The sequence below is a fragment of the Paenibacillus dendritiformis genome (assembly GCF_015845845.1).
Lineage (GTDB): Bacteria > Bacillota > Bacilli > Paenibacillales > Paenibacillaceae > Paenibacillus_B > Paenibacillus_B dendritiformis_C.
In genome coordinates, this window is the sequence record NZ_LDIG01000073.1 from 1 (window position 1) to 23504 (window position 23504).

General features: G+C 59.0%; 9 protein-coding genes. 1 reads left to right on the plus strand and 8 read right to left on the minus strand.

Features of this window, described 5'->3' with window-relative positions:
• The first annotated feature begins 415 nt into the window (after nt 1–415).
• Nucleotides 416–1636, plus strand: a complete 1221-nt coding sequence (gene hmpA / locus ABD76_RS04290; RefSeq protein ID WP_197254512.1) for an NO-inducible flavohemoprotein — start codon at nt 416–418, stop codon at nt 1634–1636.
• 426 nt (nt 1637–2062) lie between these two features.
• Here the strand turns inward: hmpA and ABD76_RS04295 are convergent, their stop codons facing one another.
• The 8 genes from ABD76_RS04295 to ABD76_RS04330 all read right to left on the minus strand — a co-directional run bounded on the left by ABD76_RS04295 (nt 2063) and on the right by ABD76_RS04330 (nt 23497).
• A complete protein-coding gene (locus tag ABD76_RS04295; protein WP_197254513.1) occupies nt 2063–3364 on the minus strand; it encodes an alkaline phosphatase in 1302 nt (433 codons plus the stop codon).
• 62 nt (nt 3365–3426) lie between these two features.
• The gene (locus tag ABD76_RS04300; protein ID WP_197254514.1) at nt 3427–5742 is read right to left on the minus strand and encodes a N,N-dimethylformamidase beta subunit family domain-containing protein; all 2316 of its coding nucleotides are present in this window, start codon (nt 5740–5742) and stop codon (nt 3427–3429) included.
• 353 nt (nt 5743–6095) lie between these two features.
• A complete protein-coding gene (locus ABD76_RS04305; RefSeq protein WP_197254515.1) occupies nt 6096–6350 on the minus strand; it encodes an acyl carrier protein in 255 nt (84 codons plus the stop codon).
• Between the two features lie 3 nt (nt 6351–6353).
• A complete protein-coding gene (locus ABD76_RS04310; RefSeq protein ID WP_206765515.1) occupies nt 6354–7379 on the minus strand; it encodes an HAD-IIIC family phosphatase in 1026 nt (341 codons plus the stop codon).
• Nucleotides 7372–7830: a GNAT family N-acetyltransferase gene (locus tag ABD76_RS04315; protein WP_133380576.1), complete on the minus strand. Its 459-nt coding sequence runs from the start codon at nt 7828–7830 to the stop codon at nt 7372–7374. Before ABD76_RS04315 ends, ABD76_RS04310 begins: the two co-directional genes overlap by 8 nt.
• Nucleotides 7831–7855: 25 nt before the next feature.
• Nucleotides 7856–9025: a bis-aminopropyl spermidine synthase family protein gene (locus ABD76_RS04320; protein WP_197254526.1), complete on the minus strand. Its 1170-nt coding sequence runs from the start codon at nt 9023–9025 to the stop codon at nt 7856–7858.
• A 166-nt stretch (nt 9026–9191) separates the two neighbouring features.
• Nucleotides 9192–15668 (minus strand): type I polyketide synthase, encoded by a 6477-nt coding sequence (locus ABD76_RS04325; RefSeq protein ID WP_197254532.1) that lies wholly within the window; start codon nt 15666–15668, stop codon nt 9192–9194.
• On the minus strand, nt 15665–23497 hold the full coding sequence (locus tag ABD76_RS04330) for a type I polyketide synthase (protein ID WP_242069354.1): 7833 nt from the start codon (nt 23495–23497) through the stop codon (nt 15665–15667). Before ABD76_RS04330 ends, ABD76_RS04325 begins: the two co-directional genes overlap by 4 nt.
• Nucleotides 23498–23504: the final 7 nt, after the last annotated feature.

The window sequence follows — 23504 nt, forward strand, 5'->3', positions numbered from 1 at the left end:
TGTGCCTCTACAAACAAGAGTGTCGAAGCGCCGACAAACAACTTTTGGGCTCGGTAATCCAATGACTCATCTCTAGTGGAATTCACATGTAACCACTTTAGGCATTGACAAATGACGTTTTGATTCGGTACGTTATCCATAGAAATCTCCTTTGTTGAGGCGTTTTATGGATAACGCTGAGGGTAACTCAACAATAGGAGATTTCTTTATTTTTGTCCACGAATATAGTTCAATAAGTTACAAATATAGAGAATTATAGGGTGAAAATTTTCGTAAAAAGATTGATGCAACGCTAGTGCCGTCGTTCACGAATATCTCACGTTTGCTGTGCGCAAGATCACATAGTGATCTATATCACTTCGTTAGACTGGAGTCATTCCGTTGCGGAATTTCACTTATGAAAGGATGAGATATGATGCTGACACCGCGTACCATTGAAATTGTGAAGTCGACCGTGCCCGTTCTGGAAGCGCATGGCCGACAGATCACGAAGCGGTTCTATGAAATGATGTTCTCGAATCATCCCGAGCTGCTCAATATTTTCAATCACGCGAACCAGCGGCAGGGCCGCCAGTCGCAGGCGCTCGCCTCGGCCATTTATGCCGCGGCGGCGCATATCGACCGCCTAGAGGACATTATGCCGGTCGTGAAGCAGATCGGCCACAAGCACCGTGCCCTCCATATTCAGCCGGAGCATTACCCGATTGTAGGGAAGCATCTGCTGCTGGCCATCAAGGATGTGCTTGGAGATGCGGCAACCGATGACATTTTGGAAGCCTGGGCGGAGGCGTACGGCGTCATCGCCGATATTTTCATCCAGGTCGAGCGGGATATGTATCAGGCGGCGGCCGAGGCGGAAGGCGGCTGGGAAGGCTTCCGCAGCTTCCGCGTCGTCCGCAAGGCGCCGGAATCGGATGTCATTACGTCGTTCTATCTTCAGCCGGAAGACGGCGGCGCCATCTCTTCTTATCTTCCGGGACAGTATATTACGGTACGGGTGAAGCCGGAGGGTTCGGAGAATACGCATTTGCGCCATTACAGCCTGTCCCAGGCTCCAGGGGGGGACACCTACCGCATTAGCGTCAAGCGCGAGGGCGGCGATGATCATTCCCCTGCCGGCATCGTCTCCTGCTATCTGCATGACGTTGTGCAGGAAGGCGATCGGCTGGAGTTGACGGCGCCTGCCGGCGACTTCACGCTGCGTGCGGGCACAGCTTCGCCGGTCGTGCTCCTCAGCGGCGGCGTAGGCATCACGCCTATGATGAGCATGCTGCAAGCGCTGGCGAAGCATGAGCCGGATCGGGACGTTTATTTCATTCATTCCGCACGGCATCGCCGCGTGCATGCGTTCCAGGACGAGGTCCGCGCCTTGACGGAAGCAAATGAACGCATTCGGAGCTTCGTCTGCTACGAACGCCCCGAAGCGGGCGACGCTTGTGACCGCCAAGGATTCATTGACGAGGCATGGCTGGCATCCGCCTTGCCGGCCGAGGTGTGGCAGCGGGCGGATGCGTACTTCTGCGGGCCGGCGCCGTTCATGAAGGCCGTCTACCGGGCTCTGACCGGACTTGGCGTCGCACCCGAACGAATTCATTATGAGTTTTTCGGGCCGGCCGGAGTATTGGAGGAAGCGTAACGGCAAGCTGCCCTGCGGTCACGGTTGCACCAAAAACGGGGACGATCGGGCCAAAAATCTAGGTGTCCAATAGACGGGGCGCAAGGATGCGGGGCAAGACGGAACAACAGAGAATACGGCGGCGGGCAAAACGGCAGATGATGGATGAGGCAATGAAATCCTGCGTAGATGCAGGATTTCATTGTATTTAATCCGCTATTTTATTGAATTGATGCAAAAACACATTATTTTCGGCGTTTATTAATTTATTGCCATTGAATAGGCTGAAATTGATGCCGTTTTGCAGGATTCCCTGTAACGGAGTACACCTCATAGAAGAAAGCTGCAGTTTTGCAGTTTTCCGACGAGTCGAGCGTGGAGAATAAGGGGTTGTCTCGCGGTGAGACAGCCCCTTCTTTTCCCGGCCAGCTTCACTTCTTCTGGCGGTTAGCGCTTAAAATCGATATGCAGCACTTGCGCGACGAGATGCGGCAAATCCGTATTGTCGTGCAATCCCCGAAACAAATCCGCTCCCGGCCCGAACGCATAGATCTGCACGTCCACGCCGGTGTGCAAATAGGTTGTCCAGGATATCAGGGCACGTTCGCTAATGACGCCATTAATGGCATGGACCGCATCTTCGGCGTTCTTGATCTTGGCTCCTTCCGCTGCGGTCGCATCAATGCCCGCATACGTTTTAAGGACTTCTGCGGCATTGCTTCTGTCCGCCTTCAGCTTGTCGGCCATATAGAGTCCGGATGCTTTGACATGATGCAGCACTTCAAGCTTGGCATCCGTTTGACCGTATCCGCCGACCGACATCCCTCCTGTATCGTGATCGCCGACGACAACGACTAACGTGTTGCCGTCCTTTGTGGCGAAGTCGATTGCCAGCGCGACCGCCTCTTCGAACGCCTGGGTGTCTTTCATGGCCCATGCGGCGTCATTGTAATGCCCGGCGGAATCAATCTGGCTCCCTTCCACCAACAGGAAAAAGCCGGCTTTGTTTTGACGGAGAACGTCGATCGCTTTCCTGGTCATTTCCTTCAAGCTGGGTTCATTCGTATGCTCCCGATCAAGTTCGGGGGCCATGTCCCCGCCCGCGAACAACCCGAGCAGCTTGCTGCCTTTTGCGGCCTGCAGTTGAGTGCGGTCCTCCACGATGGTGTAACCGCTGCGCCTTGCTTCCTCCACAAGATTGCGTGACTTTTGTTTGCCCCCGAGCGACTCGGGCAGAAAGAAGGTCTTGCCCCCTCCCAGCAGAACATCGGCATTTTCCAACTGCTGCGGCGCGATATCGCTTTCTTCCTCGCGGGAGGCGATATGCGACGAAAAAGCGGCCGGTGTCGCATCGGTAATGCTCGAAGTGGCGACCAGACCGGTTGACTTGCCTTGTTCCCGCGCCGCCTCGAGAATCGTCCGGCGCTGTTTTCCGTCCGGAGTCGTCCCGATCATCCCGTTGTTCGTCTTGTGCCCCGTCGCCATCGCCGTCGCGGCAGCGGCGGAATCGGTTAACGCGGAATTGGCCGAGTACGTCCTCACCATCCCTGCAAGCATCGAATCCATTGCGGATAGCTCGCCTTTGTATAAGCGGTAGCTGGCGGCATAGGCGGGTGAAAAGCCGTCCGGAACCATAAAAATAACGTTTTTCGCCTTCGTCGAGGCCCCGTCTGCCGAATTGGCCGGAAAGCCAACATGAAAACAGGCAAGCACGGTTGCCAAAACGATCGCGGCAAGTTTACGTGTCATCCTTCATTTCCCCCATCCTCAAGCTCATTCCGTCGCCGGTCCCCCTGCTGTCCCGGGACGAATCAAGATGGCGCGGCACTCGACCCGGCCGTTGAGGCCGCATGACTGTCGTGCTCCGCCAACATCCGCTTCAGGACGTTATCGCTAATGCGGGCGACATTGTTGTCGTAGTCGTTCCAGGCAAGACTCCCGGCCCAGTTGATCGAACCGACGGAGAATACGGCGCCCCCGCCGTGGATATCGAAATAGGTCATATCCGCCCGTACAAGCGGGTTTTCGCGCCCTCCTTGACCTGGTGCCGTATTTAATTGATCTTCATGCACAAATTGGTAATTATTATCGAATCCAGTGGACGTGGCCAGCCACAGCGTATGCGGAGGCGTGCCGAATTTGAGGTCATAGCGATCAATCTCGTCGCCGGCCGCCCCGCCAGCCGCGTATCCGAAGTCGCCAATGATCTCGTCATCGCCGATGCCTTCAAAAATAAACCGCGCCGACGGATGGAAGCTGTCTTCCAATCGGCGGTAACCGCATGCCATGCCTCCGCCCAAAGCAGTCACGCCTACCCCCACAAGCCGCTGGGGCACGTAACCGAAATGACGCCATATGCCTCCGGGCTCGCCTGTGGTGCTGTGAAACAGTTCGCCCGGCGGAGAATCCGAGGAGCGCGAGCCGGCGTTGCCGCGCCGCACTTCCAATAGATGAGGCCGTTCCGGATCCAGACTCGTCACCCAATAAAATCCGTTGCCTCCCAGATACATTAAGCGGCCGCCCTCCGCCAAATACTGCTCCAGCGCTTTCATCATCGGGCGCGTCCAATATTCGGGATGGCTGCCGGTAATCACTACCTTGTAACGTCCCAGCAAATCGGCGCCTTCATGGTGCAAGTCTTCGTCCGTGGCGATGTCATGGCTCTGCCCCCGCTGCTCCAGCCAGCCGGTAATGTACAGATCGGCGGAGAAATGGCGCACAGCCCGCCAGTTCCGGTAATGAGGCCGGATATTCAGGAGCGGGCGCAGCCGGGAGGAATATTGTACCCCGCTGCCATCGTTGTGCAGGTCATAAATGGAGCTGCCCATTTCCGGATGCTCGTCCAAATAAACATCCTGCGCCGGAAGAACATAATCCTCGCCCAAATAGTCTTTGGCGTACTTGAACAGCCGCTCGTTGCCATAAGCAAGATACGTATTGGTCGGCGCCAGGAACAGGACGGGAGCGGTTTCCCTTCCCTGCGTCGGCCGCACAAAAAACGGAATGTAATCGACGCTGCCTTCGGCCTCCAGCTTCAGCGCATAGATGCCGCTTCTCAGATCCTGCGGGATCCGCCACGTAATGTCGGCTTCCCAACCGGCATCCTCGATGTCGTTGTCATGAAAATGAATGGCCGCGTATTGTTCCGGCGCGAGCCGGTAGTCAGTCTGCTCCCCGGTCCAATTGTGGCTTGTCACGGCCCGGGTACCGCCTTGGCGCAAAATCCCGTGATGCCCTCCAGCCGAGCGATCGGAGAGGCGGGTCGACGATATGCCGACGCTGAAGTCATAATCGGCAATGAGATGCGCGCCATCGGGCTCCGTGTTCGTGCCGCGCGCCATGTCATGCAGCTCGGCCTCGGAAAAATAATGCTGGAACAAACGCGGGTTTCCGATTTTTCCGTTATAATGGCGGGACACGCCGCCTGGAGCCGCAGAGTCCGAATCCGCAGCCAGCAGCACCCTGGAGATGACCGCTTGACTGTAGTCCAGCTTCACGGCCGCCTTGCAGACTTGCGTGCCGTCGTCGGGCCTCCAGCCGGCCCGTTGACTCACGAAGAGCATGGCCTCTTCGCGGCTGCCGGAATATTGAACGGCGACGAAGTGCCACTCATGACCGTTCAACGGCGCTTCGGCCCGAACGGCAACGGAATAACCGCACCCGCCGATCAAGGAAAACGTTACATGTCCGTCCTTGTCCAGCGTCACATCCGCCCCGGATGAACCGTCGGCGGATTTGGCAGACCAGATCATCTGAGCCTTGCCATATTGCGGAATCGTCGGATATACCCACATTTGAAGAGAGAATTCCCCGGCTTGCATCCATTCCTCCGGCAGCGGCAGGTCGGCATAGGAGCCGATCGCGGTGGTCTGCCGACGTCCCGGGTATTCTCCGGCGCAATCCGCGGGTACCGGTTCGGTCGGCAAATAGGTCGAATGGTCCGGATCCGGCATCCCGCCGCATAACCGCACTACACTGGCGGTATAACTCGAACTGGCCGTATCGATCATAAAATTCAGTGCTTGGCCGGGCTGGACGCTGAATCGATCCGCGTACCCGACAACGGTTACGGCATCCTGCGTCTTTGCGTCTGTCACGCTTGCTGTTCCCTGTTCATTCGGCTTCATTGAAATTCCTCCGTTGGTTCAGAATTTTCTTATTCGCCTTGAATCCGTTTCGTCGCGGCTGCAATAGATTGACGCCGGGCCTCGATGCTGGAGCTCACCCCTTTTTAGCAAATTTCGATATTTTTGTCACAATTACGCTCATGATGTCATATATTTCAAAATAATTATAGCATGCTAAGTTTTTCAATAGAATCTATTTTTTTGTATCCGATGCATCCCGCCTATTGTGCTCGAAGAGATCGGCTTTTTGCGCAAACGCAAATAAAAAAATCGCGCTCTGCGGCAGGCTTCTGCCAGAGAGCGCGATATCCAAGCTCAGTGAGCTTTCCAACTTATTTCGCATCAGGCCCAACTTATTGACCTGCCTGCTTGCTGTGAATGACCCACTCCGCCAGACGCTTGACGCTGCTGATGGAATCCAGCGTCAGATCGTCCTCGTCCAACGTAAAATCAAACCGCCTCTCTATTTCCGCAAGCAGTCTCATTACGGTCAAAGAGTCTAAAATTCCGGTCTCGCCAATCAAGTCGGTATCCGCACCGACGAAAGGCAGCTTGAGCATATTCTGAATGATTCCGGCAATTTCATGTTCGATCGCATCGCGGTTCATCGCTTATTCTCCTATCTCGAGCCAATCGAATGCCTTCCGCGGGAGCGGCAGCTGCACCATATAGACGGATTGCTCGTTCTCTGTAGTCGTTTTCTTGAAGCCCAGCATCTCCAGCAGCAGTCTCGCCGGCAAATTCCGCTGCCGGCTGACCAAACGGCAGCGCGCCGCGGCCGCCTGCGGCAATTGTCGTTCCAGCCGTTCCAGAACGGTGTACAAAAAGGCGGAGGCGATGCCCCGGCCTTCAATCCGGCAGGAAATGCAAAACAGATTGATATCGATCCTGTCATCGGCGGCGCTCGCGAAGCAGGTTCCGATCAGCCCGTGCGCGCCGAACCGGTCCTCCAGCCTGGCTACATACAAGTAATGGTTATCCTGAGCGCAATACGATTCGACGAAAGGAAAATCAACCCGTTCCAACAGGCTGTTCATCTGGTTCGTGCGGTGAGACAACTCGACCACCCGCGGGAAATCTTCTTCCCGCGCCATTTGGATCCGCAGCTTCATTTCGCATTCCTTCAAAAATTGCTCGCGGCTGCCCTTATGCGCTTTTCGAGCTTCCTCCCGCAGGTGGCGCGCCTGCATATACTGCCGCCGGTTGGCCGCTTCTTCGGTCAACTGGCCTGCCTGAAATTCGGGATAACCGGGAAGCTCCCGGTATTGCTCGGCGGCATAAGTACGCACCTGCGGCACATAGAAGTTCACTTCGAAGCGCTCGAACGGATCGTTGTCGATAAAGGCCATGGCATCCAAGCCGATGTTGAGTTCCTGGGCAATCCGCTCGATGCTCGCCGCCTTAGAGTCGAAGTGGCATTGGGGGGACAAAAAATAATGGGCGATTCCCAACTGCTCGAGCTTGTCCTTCACTTGCTCCCAACGATTGCGGCTGGCGATGCTGTGCAGAATCCCGCGCCGGTCCAGCGTCTCAAGGACGCTCGCCATCTCCGGCAGCAGCTTGATGCCGGCCTCGTCTTCCCTCAGCGTTCCTTCCCACAGCGTATCGTCCAAATCCCATACGATACATTTAATCATCTGCTTCACCGGAAAACCATTCCATCGTCAGATGCGTCGGCTTGAAGCCGTACTTCTTGTACAGCAGCCTCATCGGCAAATTGCTTACATGCACCTTTCCGATGATCCGTTCGGTTCCCTCCCTCTTGCAATACGTCATGCCCGCGTCGAACAGCTCATCCACATAAGCGGTGCCGCGATAGGGCTCTGCGATATAGAAGCTTTTGAAATTCGCGTACATCTGTTTCGTGACCGAGTTTTCCCGCGGCGTTATCCACATCCAGCCTGCGACATTCCCGTCAACTTCCAGCACAAACATCCCTTTTTTTTCGTAGTGAAGCGCTTTTTCCAGCTTCCTGACATGAAAACGAGGATCGGTAATCGCATCCTCTCCGAATGAGATCACGGAAATGTCCGTTTCAAATTGAGCGATAACCGCAATATCATCCGGCTCGATCTGTCTAATCGGCATCTTGCTATGACTCCATTCTGCGTTGTTATGCGTTCTTTTTTTGAATAAGCTCGAAGGAGTCATGACGGCAGCTCGGGCAGCCCTTTTGTTTCAGCTGTTCAATCGTTTGCCATTGCATTTGAAAGCCAACCTCGGTCACAAGGCTGCACCGCTTGCATTCATAGGCGCGAATCGTGCGCCTTACTTCTCCCGTATAGAGGGCGTCCCGGTAGTCACGCGCAATGCTCTCCTTCGTCTCTTCCGTAGATTGTAACACAATCATCTGGCTCGTGTTACCTATAATTTCCGCCCCGAGATATTGATTGAAGCGCGGGAGCACACTCGTGACAAGCAAGCCCATCCGCGAAAATTCGCGCTGCATCTCCAAAGCGAAGTCTGGCGATTTGTGGGCGAACGAAAGAAAGATGGGCAGTCCGATTTCCTGCTTCAGCAATTGAATGCCGCGCGACACGAATAATGAAAGGCCCTGCAGCGTATAGGGAGGATCGGTGAAAATGCAATCAAAACGGCGCAAAAATTCAGAAGGGAGCTGTTCGCGAAAATCCATTTCATAACAGACAATCGGTAAATTTTCGGATTCCGCAACATAGTTCACGTAGCTGATAATACGTTTGTCAATCTCGAACACATGAATGCGGGTATTGGATTTATGCGCGTTTTGCCGAAACAACTGCTTGAGGAGAAACGCCAACGATACGCTGACAAGGTCATCATCCCCGAGGCAGACGATATCCCGCCCGATAAGAACTTCGTGCTGAAGCGCCAGCACGGCCCGCTTCATGCTCGTCTCCAGCGTGCATCGGGACTGGTCGATCGTGACATCGACCTGGGGGCGGTTCTCGAAGACGCCTTCCAGCTTCGACATCATGTCATGCAGATCGTCCGGGTGCCACGGCTCATGCTTCAACCGCTGATACAAGGTCCGATTCAGATGCCCGTAACCCATCGTATGCTCAACGAACCGCATCCCTCTCGGCGTGCAGTTGACTCCCCGGTTTTGTTCGATCAGTCCCGCCTTGATGAATTCTTTCTTGATGGCCGCCACAATCGGCAGCGGCAGCAGCGTCTTTCTCGCGATCTCCTTGGTAGAGATGCCCGGCTTGAAGTAAATATCCAGAAGAATGTTTTCAATCGCTTTTTTTCCATCCTTAATGGACACTTGGGAATAAATTGAATCGATCGCTTCTTTATTCATATTTTTTCTTCTATCTCCTTTATCGATTGCAAATCCCATCAATATGACTTTATGTATGATTCTGGATGTCTACGACGCAATCATTATCCTATATTTCCCATACAAAAGCAAGGCACCTGCCGCAAATCTGCAGCCGATGCCTTGAGAGAAAATAAGAAGCTCCGGTTCAATCCATGACGGAAACGCGAATGAGCGGGCACAATTGATGGATCGTCCGATATTTGAATAATTGCGGCCCATCCGCGAACAGACCCTGCTTTTCCATCTCCACCTCAACCCGAACGGCATGAAGGGATGTGCCGCCCAGCCGGAAAAAGTCGTCGTCGATGCCGATGCCGCCGATGCCGAGCACTCGTTCCCAGATTTGCACCATCGCCGCTTCCACCTCGTTGGTCGGAGCGCGGTAGGCGGATCTCATCGGCGCTCCTTCCTCTATGATCTGCACCGGCAATTGGAGAAGCCGGGCCGCATTATAATATTGCAGCGGGAGCAACTGATGCCGATGCAGTTGCGGATAGCGCTCATCGAGAACCATGTCCCACGACGGCTGCTCGAACCTTCCCCCGCCCACAGCGGCGGTTGCGGACTCGCGCGGCGCGCCGTTCCCTGCCTGCTGCGGCTCTTCGCAGCCAGGAAGAGGGGCGTTGCGGACATATTTGATATGATCGATAGAGTCCGGAATATCCTCTACCGCATGCCGGAACCGCACGGTCCGGTCCGTCTCTTCCCTGATACTCCAGCCTCCCGTGTGCAAAAAGGCAAGCATCGGTTCGTTCTTCCCGGTAAGCGTGCATGCGGCCTCGATGTAATCGGCATGCCGTTCAAGACAATACGGCTTTAATGCGCTGATTACGGCCGCTTCGATTCCTCTTCCGAGGATGCGGCAGCTCAAGAGGAAAGAATCCAGGTGCATAATGCCGTCCTCGCAGCGGGTAATGACCGCCCCGACCAGTCCGTAACTGCCGAACCGGTCCGCGGCTTCGATGGCCCAGCATGCCGTATCCGGCTGCGACAGGATGGACGGCAAGCCGTCTGCCATGCCGCGGTCCGCATTCAGCGTGAATTGATTGGTCCGCTGCATAAGCTGGGCGATGCGCGGCAATTGCCCGGCATTCGCCTCATTGATGCTTATCACGATCTCCAGATCATTGAGAAATGCCTGCAGCGATGAAGCGGATGCGCGAACTTCGCCGCGCTTGCGCTCCGTTCTGTACCTTTCGGTTCTTCGCTTGTCGTCTTCCGTCACGCGGATGCGATCCAGCGCCCACACATGCCGCAGGAATGCCGGGATTTGCCGTTCTTCAGGCAGCTGCAGCGCAAGCACTTCCGGGCAATTCGAGCGAACCTCCGAGCATTCCAGCGAACTGTCATCGAGGAAAATGAAGCTGTCCAGTCCCAACCGGAGCTCCTCCGCCAGCGCGCGCAGATTTTCGGATTTTGGGCTCCAGTTGATGCGCCAGCCGGCAAAATCTTCTTTCGTCAGCAGCATGTCCGGATGGTTGTCAAATACATCCCACACGTCCCTGTCGTTGTTCTTGCTGACCAGGACAAGCAGCATGCCTTCGCGCTGCTTTTCGAGCAGAAACCGCTGCAAATCGCGGCAAGGCTCTGTAACCGCGACTCCTTCGGCTCCATCTTCGCCGCATACTCCATTCCATAGCGTATGGTCGCAGTCGACCGCGATGACCTTGAACGGATGTCCATGCCAAGCCAACAGACGGCGCGCCGTGAACGTCCCGATGGCAGCATAATACTCGGGGGTAAACGGCATGTGCCCCGCTTGATCGGCGGCCGCATCATCGATTTGTTCCACGCCGAACATCCCGCCAACCCCTCTGAAGTCGATCACATGGACATGCTCCTTCTCTTCCAGCTCCCGCTTCCACCGGTTCGTCAGCTCCTCCAAATAGCTCGTCATGACCGGTGAAGCCCCAAGGGAAGCCGACACCGGAAACACGCCGGCGAACAGCGGCCTCGCGCCCTTCATCATAGACAGAGCCTGCGCCAGATCGGCGAACGCCCGCTCCAGCTTCTTAATTTGCTGGTCCTCCGGCGAGCGATCATCCCGCAGCCAATCCTCGAACCGCACGAGGAGCAATCCCGCATCGCCCTCGGAGGAGAGCGCGCTGTCCGGATTCAAAAGCTCCTGGAACACTTGATGGTATGGAGCAAAATGAATGTCGAGGCGCAATCCGAATTGGTCGCCCCACCATTTGATATACGGCCGGATCGGGTCCGCCGTGAAGGTGGAGGCGGCGACCACGGCGAAGGCGCGTTCCGGCTCCGGATGGCGTCTTTTGGCGACCAGTTCGCTCTGCTCCGCCTCGGATAGCAGCCGGATCTCCCCCAGCTTCCGCTCCGGATCGGCCAGCACGCTGTCAATCAACTCGACAAAGTGCCGCATCAGCCCCGCTATCGTGTCTTCGACGAACAGGGCCGTGTTATACTGCATGACGCAGAGCAGCCCGCCGTCATCCGCAAAGCCGATATCGAGCTTGAAGTCGAGCTTGGAGATCCCCTTCGTAATGTCATAGTTCTCGAAGGCGAGTCCTTCGGCCTTCAACACCGGGTTCCCGTCAAATTCGTTATGGAAAATCATCATCGTATCGAACAGCGGATTGCGGCCGCGCGGCAGCTTCGCCGACAATTTCTCCACCATCCGATCGAACGGGAAATCTTGATTTTCGTACGCGTTCATCATTGTGTCATTCAGCACGAGCAGTTGATCGAGGATGGTGCGGTCCTCCTCGAAGCTGACCCGTATCGGCAAAAAGTTGGTGAACATGCCGATCAACGGCTCCACGTCGGCATGCCGCCGGCCTGCGACCAGCGATCCGACCGTCATGTCGCGCTGGCCGGTATACTGGTGGAGCACAAGGGTGTACAGGTGGAACAGCAGCACGTTGATCGTGACGTTGCGGGACTTGGCCACGGCGTTCAACCGATCTGCCGTCTCCTTGGGCAGAGTGAGCTTGTGCGCTCTGCCGATGAAAGATTGGAATTCGGGCCGATCGAAGTCAGTCGGCATATTCAGCACCGGGATGTTGTGCCGGAACTGGTTCATCCAGTATTCCTCTTGCTTCCGAATCATGTCTCCTTCCAGCAGGCGGTGCTGCCATTCCGCATAATCCTTATACTGAATCCGCAGCGGCGGGAGATCCTTGCCCGCATACAGATCGCTGAACTCCTTGATGAACACGTTCATGGATGCGCCGTCCGACACGATATTGTGCATATCCATGAGCAGCACATGCTTCTCCGGCCCAAGCTTGACGAAAGAGGCCCGAATCAGCGGGGCTTGGCCCAGATCGAACGGTTTGATGAACTTGCGCACGATTTTGTTCATCTCCTGCTCGTCCGCTTCGAGGCGTTCGACCGCAAACGAGAAGGTTTCATGGATTTTCTGCATCGGCTCTCCGTCCACCAGATGGAATGAGGTCCGCATATTTTCATGACGCTGAATCAATTTAATGAACGTTTGCTCGAACCGATCCGCATCGGCTTTGCCGTGAACCAATAAGGCCATCGGCATGTTGTAGGTCGTTACGTCGCCGATTTGCTGATGAATGAGGAACGTCCGTTTCTGGGCGGAAGACACCCGATAATACGGTTTCGGTTCCGCCGGCGAGATGGCGAAATATTGATTTTTCTCCATCTGTTCGATGTGCCGGGCAAGCGCGCTGATCGTCGGCATGTTGAAAATATCCGATAAGGCCAGTTCCGCGTCGAGCTCCTTATGGATCTTGGCGATGAGGCTGGTCGCCTTCAAGGAATGGCCGCCCAATTCGAAGAAATCATCGTGAATCCCGATTTCCCCGATACCGAACAGATTCCGCCAGATGCCAGCCAACGTCTCTTCCAGCGGATTCCGGGGCGCGGCTGTTCCAGGCGTTGTCTCCCGCCGGGACGCCGGCGCCGCTTCGCCGGATTGCCCCGCGCTCTCGGCAGCAGAGCCGGCGTGGACGATGCGGATTCCTTCCTCCTCGATCCAGAATCGCCGGCGGTCGAACGGATAGGTGGGCAGCGGAATGCGGTTTCTTTGCTCCTCTCTGTAGAAGCGGGCCCAATCGAATCTCACGCCGGCGTTCCACAGCCGTCCGGCTTGAAGGAGAAGATGCGCCACATCCGACGCGGTCTGCTGCGGATGCCGCATCAGGTTCACCACGACGCGATCCCCCGTTGCCTCCGTCTGCCGCTTTGCGAATGCGGTCAGCGCGTTGCCTCCGCCAACCTCCGCAAACGCGGCATCGATCTCGGCGAGCAGTGTCGCGAGTCCGTCGGCGAACCGTACCGTACCGCGCAGATGGCGCGCCCAGTATGCCGGGCTTACCGCTTCCTCGTCCCGAATCCATGTCCCCGTCACGTTCGAAATGAACGGGATGCGGGGCGGATGCAGCGTCAGCCTGCCCACCTCCTGCTCATAACGCTCCAGGATAGGGTCCATCATGGCGGAATGGAACGCATGGGACGTATGCAGCCGCCGGCAGGCATGCCCTCTCTCCTCCAACAGGGCAGCCAGCGCCTCGACCGCTTCCTGCGTTCCCGACACGACGCACATGGAAGGCGCGTTCACCGCCGCCAGCGACAATCCGCCGGACAGCAGCGGCAGCAGCTCTTGCTCGCTCAGAGGCACGCTCAGCATGACGCCGCCGGGCAGACTCTGCATCAATTGCCCGCGCAGCGCGACGAGCCGGATGGCGTCCTCGAGCGGGAAGACGCCGGCGATGCATGCGGCGGCATATTCGCCAATGCTGTGCCCGATCATCGCCTGCGGACGCACGCCCCAGTCCATCAACAGCTTGGCAAGCGCGTACTCGACCGTGAAGATGACGGGCTGCGCAATGTCCGTACGATTGATCAGATCGGAAGCATCTGCGTCAGCCTCTCCGCCGGACGGATACAGAACCCGCTTCGCCTGCTTCCCGACTTCGCCCGGCATCAGCTCGAAGCAGCGGTCCGCCTCGGCGCGGAACACCGGTTCCCGCTCGTACAGTTCTCTGCCCATGCCGGCGTACTGCGAGCCTTGGCCGGAGAACATGAATACGACGGGCTTGTCATCCGCCCCGGCCATCCCGCTCTGGACATCGGCGGAGTCCGGCTGAGCCAGCCGGGCGGCCGCTTCTTCCGCGCTGGAGCAGACGAGCGTGCGCCGATGCGGGAACGCCGCCCGCCCCACGTGCAGCGTATACGCCATATCGGCCAAGCATACGTCCGGATGCTCTTGCACATGCCGGGCCATCCGCTTGGCCAGCCGTTCAAGCGAGGCCTCCGTCTTGGCGGACAAGGCGATGAGCTGCGCCGTTCTGCCCGGGGAGGACGCGGCCGCGGGCGGCGCCTCCTCCAGCACGACATGCGCGTTCGTTCCGCCGATGCCGAACGAGCTGACTCCGGCACGCAGCGGCCCGCCGCCGCTCGTCCACGCTCTCAAGCGATCATTGACATAGAACGGGCTGTTCTCGAAGTCGATCTTCGGGTTCGGACGTTCATAATGAAGCGTCGGCGGCAGTTGTTTGTTCGCCAGCGCGAGCACGGTCTTGATGAAACCGGCCACCCCCGCGGCGTTGTTCAAATGTCCGATGTTGGATTTGGCTGAGCCGATGCCGCAATACCCTTTCTTTTCCGTTTGAAATGCGGTTTTCAACGCTTCGATCTCGATCGGATCGCCCAGCGTCGTCCCCGTGCCGTGCGCCTCAATGTAGCTGATGCTTTCCGGCTCCACTTCCGCCACGTGTTGGGCGGCTCGGATGACGGACACTTGTCCCTGCGTGCTGGGCGCGGTATATCCCACTTTCCGGTTCCCGTCATTATTGATGGCCGAGCCTTTAATGACGGCGAAGATGTGGTCGCCGTCCGCGAGCGCATCCTCCAGCGGCTTGAGGAGGACGATGCCCGCGCCGTCCCCGAAGACGGTGCCGGCCGCCTGTTCGTCAAAAGCGCGGCAGTGCCCGTCAGGCGAATTGATCATGCCTTCTTGATAGAAATAGCCGTTTTTCTTCGGCAGTTGAATCGACACCCCGCCGGCAAGCGCCATGCTGCACTCGCCGCTGAGCAAGCCCTGGCAGGCGAGATGCACGGCCACGAGCGATGTGGAGCAGGCCGTCTGCACCGTGAAGCTCGGCCCCTTCAAATTCAGCTTGTACGAGACGAGCGTCGCCATATAATCGCGAAGGTTCAGCATCGCCGTCTCCAGCGTCGCGGATTCCTCCGCCGTCCCCAGCCCTTTGAACGCCCGCATGAACCAGTGGGAATTGAAGGCTGCCCCGGTATAGAGCCCGATGGCCCCTCGATACGTCTTCGGATCGTAGCCCGCTTGCTCGAGGGCCTCCCAAGAGCATTCGTGCAGAAGGCGGAATTGCGGATCCATCACCTCCGCTTCGCGCGGGGTATAATCAAAAAACTCGGGATCGAAGTATTCGATGTCATCCAGCATCCCTTTGGCCTTCACAAAATTCGGATGGCGCAGCGTATCCGGATCGATCCCGGCCTCCAGCAGTTCCTCTTCGCTGAAAAAGGAAATGCTCTCTTTGGCGTTGCAGAGGTTGTCCCAATATTCCCGCAAGTTTTTGGCGCCCGGGAACCTTCCCGACATGCCGATGACGGCGATTTCGGATCCGGTGTACTCTCTTCCGCTCGATACGCTCATTGCAAGACCTCTCCTTTGCGTCTTTTTTCTTTTTGCTGCTGCTGCCGTTTCTTTCCTTTGGCCACCGAACCGATCAACTGCTGCTCCATCTCCGCTTCCTCCGCCTCGTCCTGTCCGTTCCGGGTTAAGCGCTGAGCGAGCGCATGGATGCTGGGATAGGTGAACAAATCGACGACGGCGATGCTTTCGCCCAACGCTTCGTTTAATTTGCCGGTCAATTGGATCATGTCAAGGGAACTCGCCCCAAGGTCAAAGAAATTATCATGTATGCCCACTTCATCCATACGGAAAAATTGCTTCCACACGTCGGCGATCGTCTTCTCGATCCGGTTGCGCGGCGCGACATACGGGTTGGTCAGATTCGGCCTGCCGAATGTGATCCCGCTTCCCGCCGGTTCTTCCTTCTTCTTGCCTGCGTGCCGAATCCATTGATCGATGCGCATATTCAGATCTCCGGTGGACACGATGATCTGGTTGCTGCCGCAACGGTTGTAGACGTACCGGAACAGATCCGGCGCTTCGGCAGGCAATATCGCCAGCTCGACGAGCGATTCCCCAATGGTCGAGCTGTGCTCCTCCCAGAACTCCCATGCGTCCCAATTGACGCACAGCCACTTCGTCCCCCCTGCCCGGTTCTGTCTGCGGGCGAAGGCATCCATGTACAGGTTCGCGGCCGAATAGGCGCTGAAGCCCAGTCCGCCCAGCACGCTGGCGATCGAGGAGAACAGAATGCACACATCCGCTTCTCTCCCGGCAAGCAGCTTCGACAGCGTCTGCAGCCCTTGGACTTTGGCGCGGAACTGTTCGTCGGTCTGGCCCCCGCCGATATTCTCGATCGCGCGGAACGATTCCGCGCCGGGAAGCCCGGCTGCCTGCACGACCCCGTTCACGCCGCCGTACGCGGCGTCAATAGATTCGAATACGCGGCTCATCTGCGCTTCGTCGGACAGATCGGCCTGGATGTAAGTCACCTCGGCCCCCAATGCCTCCAACTGCTGCACCCGCTTGATTTTGCGGGAGATCGGATGCGCTTCGCCGTGTTCGGCCAGCCAATGGCCGTATTCCTCCCGCGCGGGGAAGGAAGAACGCCCGGTAAGAATGAGCCGCGCCCGGTAATGCCGGGCCAAATACTCCGCCGTCAGCATGCCGATTCCACCGAGCCCGCCGGTGATCAGGTAGACCCCGCGTTCCCGGAATGGCGGCGCCGGAGGATCCGCCTGGCGCAGGGCAAGCGGCTTGTACTGCTGCACCCAGCGGTATGGGCCGCGATAAGCGATCAGGCGATCCGATGCCGGTACCGACAGCTCCGCTGCGATGCGTTCGGCGGTTCGCCGATGATGTCCGTTCCTTTCCGGCGCGTCGATATCGATGCTTACGCAGGTCATTCCGCTGTATTCCTGCTGAATGACGAGGCTTGGCCCCAGCAGCGTCATTTTGCCCGGAGACAGCCGTTCCAGACCCGTTACCTCCTGCATATCGGTCGACGCGACGGCAATGCGGACGTCCGCGGTCTCCTTCTGTCTGCGAAGCGCTTGAGCGAGGAAGATCAAGCTGTAATACCCGAGTTCTTGCTGGCGCCGTTCGGACTCCGCCTGCGCCCCCGCCTCCGCGCCGGAACAATCCCCATCCGGCAATTCCTCGTCGGCGGGAGAGACATTCCATAAATGGACGACCCGGTCCGGCGTGAACTCCCGGGCGCGCAGCTCCTCCAACAGCAGCGCGTACTGCTCGGCCACAGCAGGGGCCAGCGTGAACGTATCGGGATCGCGCTTGGCGAACGCGGTACCGGCCTCCACCATGACGGCCCGATGCCCCTCCTGGCGCGCGAGGGCGGCCAGTTCGTCCGCGAGGCCGCAGCCGTCCGCGAAGATAAGCCAGTCATGCCGCCCGTCCTCGTCCGGCTTGCCCGGGACCTCCTGCAGAACCGTCCGTTCCCACGAAGGGTAGTAGAACCAGTCGGCCATGTTCGGGTTTTTGCCCCGGCCCCGCGGCCCGGCTGGACGTTCCGGCGACAGCGGCTGCTGCGCCTCATCCAGCCAATAGCGCTGCCGCTCCATCGGATAGGTTGGCAGTTCCACGCGTCTCCGGCGCTCATGCGCATAGAAGCCCCCCCAATCGATATCGATGCCGGCCAGCCAGAGGCGCCCGATTTTGTGAAGCAAGTAAGCGGAATCCGAATCGGCTTCCTGGGGGTGCCTCATCAGATTGACGGCGACCCGATCCCGCGAAGCCGCGAGATGCTTGCGCACGAACGTGCTGAGCGCATTGCCCGGGCCCGCCTCGATGAACACGGCCCGCGGGTTGCTCAACAGTTCGTCCAGCCCGTCCGCGAAGCGCACGGCCGACCGCAAATGCCCGACCCAATATTCGGGATCCGTGGCTTCTTCCGGCGTAATCCACGTGCCGGACACATTGGATATAAAAGGCATCGCTGGCTCTTTCAGCCGGATCGAGCGCACCCGCTCCGCAAATTCCGGCAAGATCGGATCCATCATGTGCGAATGGAACGCATGGGAGGTATGCAGACGACGGCACGCGCAGCCCGCGGCTTCAAGCCGCCGGGCAAATTCGTCAATGTCGGCCGACTCCCCTGCGACGACGCATAAGGACGTGCTGTTGACGGCAGCCAGCGCAAGCCGATCCGGCAGCATGCCGCGCAATTCAGGCTCGGGCAGCGCTACGCTGAGCATCGCTCCGGCAGGCATGCCCTGCATGAGCCGTCCGCGAAGCGCGACGAGCTGCAGCGCTTCGTCCAGCGTAAATACCCCCGCCAGGCACGCGGCGACATACTCGCCGATGCTGTGTCCCATCATCGCCTCCGGACGAACGCCCCACCGCATGAGCAGCTTGGCCAGCGCATATTCGACGATGAACAGCAGGGGCTGCGCGATATCCGTCCGCAGCATAAGCTCGTCCTCACGGGCTCCGCGGCCGGCCTCGTCCGAATACAGCACGGCCTTCAAGTCAAGCGCCATATGCGGTTGAATGAGTGCGAGACACCGGTCCACCTCCTCCCGGAAGTCAGGCTCATCGCGGTACAGTCCGCGGCCCATGTTGACATATTGGGAGCCTTGCCCCGGGAACAGGAGCACGACGGAACGGGCTTGCGTTCCCGTCTCGGCCGCAGCGATCCGGTCAGGCTCGGGCGATGCCAGAATGGCGGCCGCTTCCTCCGCCGTCCTGCAGACGAACGCGGCTCTCCATTCGAAGGCCTTGCGGCCTGCTTGCAGCGTGTACGCCGCATCCGACAGATTGATGTCCGGCCGTTCCGTCAGGAACTTGGCCAAGCGCGCTTTCGCCTCGGTCAGAGCCGTTGCCGTTCTCGCCGACAAGAGCAGCAATTTATCGGTTCGGCCTTCGCCCGATGGCTCCAGAACAGGGGCCTCCTCCAGGACGACATGCGCGTTGGTGCCCCCGATGCCGAACGAGCTGACCCCGGAGCGCAGCGGATAGCGGCCGCTCTCCCAAGGCGTCAGGTCGGTGTTGACGACAAACGGGCTGTTGGCGAAATCAATCTTTGGATTTTCCCGCTCAAAATGCAGGCTCGGCGGAATTTGCCTCGCCTTCATCGCCAGCACCGTCTTGATGAAGCCGGCCGCGCCGGCCGCGCTGTTGAGATGCCCGACGTTGGTCTTGACCGACCCGATGCGGCAAAAGCCCGTCTCCCCGGTGCGGAACGCCTCCTTCAACGCCTCGATCTCGATCGGGTCCCCCATATTGGTGCCCGTTCCGTGCGCCTCGACGTAAGTGATGCTCTCCGGCTCCACGCCGGCCATCAGATGGGCCGCGCGGATCACCTCGGCCTGTCCCTTCGTGCTCGGGGCGGTGAAGCCGACCTTGCGCATGCCGTCATTGTTCAGGCCAAAGCCTTTGATGACGGCGTGGATGATGTCCCCGTCCGCGATGGCGTCGCGCAGCCTTTTCAGGATGACGACGCCGACGCCGTCTCCGAAGACGGTTCCCGCCGCCTGCTCGTCGAAGGCGCGGCAGTGCCCGTCCGGCGACAGAATCATGCCGTCTTCGTAGAGATAGCCTTGCTTGTGGGGCACGCTGACGGTGGCCCCGCCTGCCAAGGCGATATCGCATGCCCCCGCCAATAGTCCCTGGGCGGCGAGCGCGATGTTGACCAGCGAAGTCGAGCAGGCGGTCTGCATGGAAATGCTCGGTCCGCGCAGATTGAGCTTATAGGATAACTGCGTGCTGAAAAATTCCCGATCGTTCAGCAGCATGGCGCTGAACCGCTCCGTTCCGTCCAGGCCTCCGGCAAAGCGGGAGACCCATTCCAAATTCGGGGTCGCGCCCGCATAAACGCCGATAAGTCCGGGATAGGCGTCCGGGTTGTACCCGGCCGATTCCAGCGCTTCCCACGCGCATTCATGGAACAGCCGGAGCTGCGGGTCCATAAGCTGGGCTTCCCGCGGCGAATAACCGAAAAAGGCGGCATCGAACTGGTCGATTCCATTCAGGATGCCCTTGGCTTTCACATAGGACGGATGAGAGACAAGCGCCGGATCGACGCCCTCCTGCAGCAGTTCCTCGTCGGTGAAGAACGTAATCGACTCGACCCCGTCGCGCAGATTGCGCCAGAACTGGTCGAGATTATCCGCGCCCGGGAAGCGGGCGGCCATGCCGATGACGGCAATGTCGAGCCCGTTCTCCCCGGAGGCGGAGGATCCGCTTTCCCGGCGTTCGCCACGCTCCGCAGGCATTCGTTCCTGAAGCGACGTTGACCTCATCCGCTCCGTCCGCGTCCGTCCCTCTTCCATGGCGCGGCGGCGCTCTTCATTCTGCGCCTCCTCCGCCGGCGCTTGAAGCCCGTCTTCCCGCAGGAACGCCGCCAGCGTGCGGACGGTCGGGTACGAATAGAGCGCGACCACGGGAATGTCCCTTCCGAACTCCCCTGCCAGCTTGTCGGCCAACTGGGAAATATCGAGCGAGCTCGCTCCGATATCAAAAAAGTTATCGTTCATGCCGAGGTCCGCAAAGCCGAAATGGCGCTGCACCGTATCCGCAATCAGGCGCTCGATGGACGATGCCGAGACCGGGCGGACCGCTACGCCGCCCCGCGCGGCGGCTTCGCGCCCGCTCCCCGCTTCCGGCAGCGCTCCTTCCCGCACGGCGGCTGCCCGACGCAAGCCGCCCGCAGCCCCCAGGCGAATCCCGTCCACGGAATAGCGCCGGCGCTCGAACGGATAGGTCGGCAAAGGAATCCGGCGGCGGCGTTCCGACCCATAGTACCCCTTCCAATCGATCCGCACGCCCACAATCCAAAGTTTTCCTATTTTCTCCAGCAGATAGGCATCATCCGCGGCTTGCTCCTGGGGATGGCGGACGAGATGATACGCCCCGTGCCCGCCGCCCGCTTCGGCCTGCGCCTGCATCTTGCGGATGAAGCCGCTGAGCGCATTGCCGGGGCCGACTTCGATAAATACGGCCGGCTTCTCCTGGAGCAGCTTGGCCGCGCCGTCGGCGAACCGCACCGCCCCCCGCGCGTGCCGCGTCCAGTATGCCGGATCGGCGGCGTCCTCCGCCGTCATCCAGGTTCCCGTCACATTGGACATGTACGGGATGGTCGGCGCGGACAGCGCGATCCGCTTCACCTTGTCCGCATACGGCGCCAATATCGGCTCCATCATCGCCGAATGGAACGCATGCGAAGTATGAAGCTTCCGGTGCGCCACTTGCCGTTCGGCCAGCGCCGCCGCGAACGAAGCGATCGCCGCGGGCGGACCCGACACGACGCACTGCTCCGGCCCGTTGACGGCCGCCAGCGCCAATTCCGGCGGAAGCAGCGCGCTCAAGCTCTCCCCGGACAGCGAGACGCTCAGCATCTCTCCGGGCGGCAGGCTCTGCATCAGCTTGCCGCACAGCGTGACCAGCTCCAGCGCGTCCTGAAGCGAGAGCACCCCGGACAGGCATGCCGCCGTATATTCGCCGATGCTGTGGCCAATCATTGCGTGCGGCTGGATACCCCACGACATCAGCAGCTTGGCCAGCGCATATTCGAAGGCGAACAAGGCCGGCTGCGCCGCTTCCGTCCGGTTGATGCGCTCCGCCGCGGACGGGCTTGCCGCACGGTCTTCCTCCGGATACAGCAGCTCTCTTAGGTCGGGACCGCCCGCCGCGGCGATGATCTCGCAGCAGCGGTCCATTTCCGAGCGGAACAACGGCTCCTTCCGATACAAATCCAGCCCCATGTTCACATACTGCGAGCCTTGGCCGGGGAAGAGAAAGATGACCTTGGCCCGATCGATCTCCGATTCGCCCGTGTGCACCTTGCCGTTGGCGGGATCGTCCAGAGAGGAGATCGCTTCCCGGACGTCGGAGCAGACCAGCGCGCGGCGGAATCGGAACCGCTTGCGCCCGGTCTGCAGCGTGTATGCCGCATCCGCCAACCCGGTCTCGGGACGGGTGCGCAGGAAGTCCCCCAGGTTGCGGGCCGCGCGCTCCAATCCGTCCTCCGTCTCGGCGGAGAGCACGAGCAGCTTCATGTCCCGTCCCGATGAACCCGCAGGCGTTGGCGGCGCTTCCTCCAGAACGACGTGCGCGTTCGTGCCCCCGATGCCGAAGGAGCTCACTCCGGCCCGCCGCGGGCCGCCCGCTCTGTCCCAGCGGGTCAGCTCCGTGTTGACGGCGAAGGGGGAACGGGCAAAATCGATTTTCGGGTTCGGACGCTGAACGTGAAGGCTCGGCGGGATCTGCTTATGCTTGAGCGCCAGCACGGCTTTGATGAAGCCGGCGACTCCGGCGGCGGCGTCGAGATGGCCGATATTGGATTTGAGCGATCCGATTTTGCAAAAACCGGTTCTCTCCGTGGCAAAGGCAAGCTGCAGCGCCTCCACCTCGATCGGATCGCCGAGCGCCGTCCCCGTGCCGTGCGCTTCGATATAGCCGATGCTTTCCGGATCCACCTCGGCCATGTGATGGGCGGCCCGAATGACCTCGACTTGGCCGTTCGTGCTTGGCGCCGTATAGCCGACCTTCCGGCTGCCGTCATTGTTGATCGCCGACCCTTTGATAATGGCATGAATCGTGTCGCCGTCCGCGAGGGCGTCAGCCAGCCGCTTCAGCACGACGATCCCGATGCCGTCTCCGAACAGGGTGCCGTTGGCTCCTTCGTCAAAGGGCCGGCAATGGCCGTCCGGCGACTGGATCATGCCTTCCTGATACAGATATCCGGTGATGCGCGGCAAATTGATCGAGACGCCTCCGGCCAGAGCAAGATCGCATTCTCCCCCCAGCAAGCCCTGACAGGCGAGGTGAATGGACACGAGCGAGGTGGAGCAGGCCGTTTGCACGCTCACGCTGGGGCCTTTCAAATTCAACTTATAGGAAATCCGCGTCGTGAACGACGGATTGTTCAATTGCAAGATTTGAAAATGATCGCTGGCATGGGCGGCGCTCATAATCTGGTTGGCGACCCAATAGGTGTTGGGCGAAGCCCCCGCATACACGCCGATTAATTTTCCGTCAGTGTCGGGAGTGTACCCCGCGTCCTCCAGCGCCTCCCACGAGCATTCATGGAAGAGCCGGAACTGAGGGTCGACCAGCTCCGCCTCCCGCGGCGAATAGTTAAAAAACGGCGCATCGAAGGATTCCACATCCTCCAGCATCGCCTTTGCCTTTACGTATTGAGGATGCTCGAGCAGCTCGGGCCCGATCCCCGCCTCCCTTAACTCTTCATCCGTAAAGAAAGTGACCGATTCCACGCCGTCGCGCAAGTTGGCCCAAAATTCGGCCAGGTTCTTGGCTCCGGGGAATCGTCCTGCCATGCCGATCACGGCGATTTCCTGGCCGGTTCCTTCGTACATTCCGTTCGCAGCACTCATCTTACCG

Excerpts from the sequence above, each read along its gene's own strand:
- hmpA (WP_197254512.1), top strand. The coding sequence starts at position 416 with ATGCTGACACCGCGTACCATTGAAATTGTGAAGTCGACCGTGCCCGTT.
- ABD76_RS04295 (WP_197254513.1), bottom strand. The coding sequence starts at position 3,364 with ATGACACGTAAACTTGCCGCGATCGTTTTGGCAACCGTGCTTGCCTGT.
- ABD76_RS04300 (WP_197254514.1), bottom strand. The coding sequence starts at position 5,742 with ATGAAGCCGAATGAACAGGGAACAGCAAGCGTGACAGACGCAAAGACG.
- ABD76_RS04305 (WP_197254515.1), bottom strand. The coding sequence starts at position 6,350 with ATGAACCGCGATGCGATCGAACATGAAATTGCCGGAATCATTCAGAAT.
- ABD76_RS04310 (WP_206765515.1), bottom strand. The coding sequence starts at position 7,379 with ATGATTAAATGTATCGTATGGGATTTGGACGATACGCTGTGGGAAGGA.
- ABD76_RS04315 (WP_133380576.1), bottom strand. The coding sequence starts at position 7,830 with ATGCCGATTAGACAGATCGAGCCGGATGATATTGCGGTTATCGCTCAA.
- ABD76_RS04320 (WP_197254526.1), bottom strand. The coding sequence starts at position 9,025 with ATGAATAAAGAAGCGATCGATTCAATTTATTCCCAAGTGTCCATTAAG.
- ABD76_RS04325 (WP_197254532.1), bottom strand. The coding sequence starts at position 15,668 with ATGAGCGTATCGAGCGGAAGAGAGTACACCGGATCCGAAATCGCCGTC.
- ABD76_RS04330 (WP_242069354.1), bottom strand. The coding sequence starts at position 23,497 with ATGAGTGCTGCGAACGGAATGTACGAAGGAACCGGCCAGGAAATCGCC.